1 protein-coding gene and 1 pseudogene are annotated in these 3,155 nt (G+C 36.2%); one reads left to right on the top strand and one right to left on the bottom strand.

Going from position 1 to position 3,155, the window contains the following annotated elements; all coding sequences use genetic code 11:
• Positions 1 to 690 precede the first annotated feature (690 nt).
• A pseudogene (locus ACFINU_RS09420) lies at positions 691 to 1,358 on the bottom strand (type ISP restriction/modification enzyme); the annotation flags it as partial.
• 466 nt (positions 1,359 to 1,824) lie between these two features.
• Here ACFINU_RS09420 and ACFINU_RS09415 point away from each other — a divergent pair.
• Positions 1,825 to 3,155: ShlB/FhaC/HecB family hemolysin secretion/activation protein (locus ACFINU_RS09415; protein ID WP_375667625.1), on the top strand; the 1,331-nt coding region annotated here is incomplete at its 3' end.

Here is a 3,155-nt window from a genome sequence, read left to right as displayed (position 1 = left end):
TCTATAGCTGTTATGTTCTTTATAGCCATGGCATCATTTTTCATTTTCATAAGAGAAACGATAAATAGGATAATTGTGATTTATTGCCTGTTATGAAAATATCTAAAGAGAGAATGATCATTATAGAGATTAGCAAAATCCCTTTTAATAGACCGTGTCAGTTTTGTCAGTTCCTTTTAGAGCCTCTATTATTTTTTTTGAATGAAAAAATTAAAATCATTATATTTCAATATGTTAATGTTTTAAAGAAACAACCTATGTTAAATATAACATCTAAATACAATCTATAGTATACATTTAAGAGGGTTTTGTAGGGGTTTTGGGGGGGTTAAGAACCTTCAAAACCTATAAGCAAAATGAATATATATAACTCTCTTTAAACAAAGCTTTTGAAAACAATAAAGCACTCATTTTAGATTACGGTATAATCTTTTAAAGGCAATGTAAAAAAATCTAATTCACTTTAAGAGTGAGTTTCTTAAAAGTCTTAAAGCAATCCAAATAAGAGTATCTAAAAGTGCAAATGATTTCTTTTTTAGAATAACGCATGATAAATTATCCTTTTAAAGATTATATGTAAGCAATGTATAAAGAGGGTATAGAGTATAAAGGGGTATAGGAACCTATAGCTATAAGACCTTGTACCCCTTATGAGATTAACATACCCATTATGTGAGCATGCTTTATAAGTTATTCAGTTTCTCTTATTTCTAATTTTGGTAAGTTTTTTACGATTTTCATTGTCTCTAAACTTACGGTAATAACCCTTTGAAACAACTCTAGAGGGTAGGCAGGGTTGCCAACGGTTTCAACAGCATAGCGATTGGCATCATTCACAATACCACTCTTTTTATCTGTCTTTACACATTGACGCCCCATAACCCATTCAAGAGCGGGCTTGCCATTGACGATATACTCATAAGCTTCAAGAGGGATATCTGTTATTGTGATATTGCTGTTATAAATGACAGTTGATTTATCCTTTTGCGATTTTCCTTTCTCGTTAGCTGCTTTTGCGAATTTCATTTCAGTCACGTAATAGAATTTTTCGGGATTAGAGATCTCTGTCTGTTTTGGATTACCCTTTTTAAAGGTCACTGGATAAGGCTCTACAGTTTCATAGTTTACGTGCAAATGACCGAGTTCACGCCCTGCTGTTACAAATTTCCAAAAATCATCAGCACTCTTTACACACGGGATACACGGCAATTCTTTAGAGAGGTTATTGACATAACGAGAGCGATAATCTTCTGAATGCAAGAGACCATAACCGTAAAAAAGATATCATCTTTAGTAATTTTTTCATTAGAATAAGCGGCTTTTAAATATGCTAATCCTTCATCAGTTATAGCATTACGCATTTTCTTTTTTTCTTATTTTAGTAAATAAGCGATTGTCATGCTATTTTTCTTATCAAGCGATAATAATGGAGTGTTTCTTGTTGTCTCTAATATGTAACAGTTCCAATAAATTTGGTCTATTCTATGAATAAGAGGCTTTACTTGAAGCTCAAGATTATATTACATGCAACACCTTAAAATTAAGAAGCATATAGAGTGTATGATTGTCATTTAACAGTGTAATTATACAGGCTTCAAAAGCGGGGGGAATGATATGATTTGTGTGACCAATAAAGCAGGTGTATATAGTACAGTCTACACTTTTTTCTCAGATTTTATAAGTATTATTCTCATCAAAAAATTAAAAAATTGTTACGCGATTGGCGATTTTTTCTGTGACGCTGATGATGTGGTCCATTTTGTTTCTCACTTTGAGGGCACAATAAATGGGTAGTTTTTTTTCACTTTTATTTTTGCGGTATTTTTGTGTTTTTTTTCATTGGCGAGTTTTGCAGAAAGCATTCGAGAGCAAGCGATTGATCAATCCGAGAGGATTCAACGTCAACAAACGCAAGAACAGCGTTTTCAACGATTGCATTGCAGAAACGCAACGCATGAGATTTTATTACAGGATGATAATGAATCTACGGTATTTCAAAGCGATTCAACCCCCAAAACCTGTTTGCTGATCAAAAGCATTGAATTTGTTGGTGCTCAGTTGATTTCTCGCTCGGATCTTCATAACACCATTTCCTTTTGGGAAGGGCGGTGTCTTGGTATTGCCGAAATCAATAAAGTGCTTAAAGCGGTAACCAAGCTTTATATGAAGCGCGGCTATATTGCCGTTCGGGCTTATTTACCTGAACAGGATTTAAGGGGTGGGCGTCTTAAAATTGTTGTTGTTGAAGGACAAATAGAAGATATCACCCTAGAGGGTCATAAAGTTGAAAGACAATCTCAAGGGGAAATCATTACGGCTTTTCCAAATTTAGTGGGTCAACCTGCTAACCTGCGCTCTATAGAACAAGGGCTTGATCAAATCAATCGGCTTTTCTCTCGTCGTGCGACTATCAACCTTGGTGCTGGGGATGCTCCGGGGGGGTCTATTCTTGATATTCATATCGATAAGCAGAAGCCGTGGTTGCTGACTTTTTCCAGTGATAATCTTGGCGCTAAAGCAACTGGGATTTACCAAACACGCGTGAGCCTTTCTTTTGATGATTTGTTAGGGATCAACGATCAATGGTCGTTTAGTTATCAGCGCTCCATGAATGGTGGTCCGTATCATTTTTCAGATAAGCGCCCCAATAGTGATACGATAACAGGTTCATTTTCCATTCCCTATGGCTATTGGACAGTAGGTTTTGATAGTAGTTGGAGCCAATATCATTCGAGTATTAAAGGAATATTTTCCGATATTATGACTTCGGGTAAGTCTTTATCGCTTACGCCATGGATTTCACGGGTTATTGACCGTGATCAAGAAGGAAAGACATGGATTACAGGGCGGTTGACGTGGAAATATTCCAATAATTTTATTATGGGTAGCCGAGTTGATGTTTCCAGCCGTAAACTGGCACTTGCAACCTTAGAGCTCGATCATTCACGCAAATGGATGGGAGGAGAGCTAAGCGCTCATATAGGGTTTCATAAGGGTTTGGCGATTTTGGGCGCTTATGATGATAAAGAGCAAGACATTTCGACAAAAAATGCACCCAAAGGGCAATTTTCAAAGTTGTCTTTTTCTTTAGGGTATGGGCGTCCTTTTTCGCTTAAACAGTATAATTTTCGCTATAACACGTTGCTTTCAGGGCA

Origin of the sequence: Bartonella sp. AC130YNZD (assembly GCF_042196865.1) — a bacterium.
In the GTDB taxonomy this organism is placed as follows: Bacteria; Pseudomonadota; Alphaproteobacteria; order Rhizobiales; family Rhizobiaceae; genus Bartonella.
This window is presented reverse-complemented; position numbering and strand designations above follow the sequence as displayed.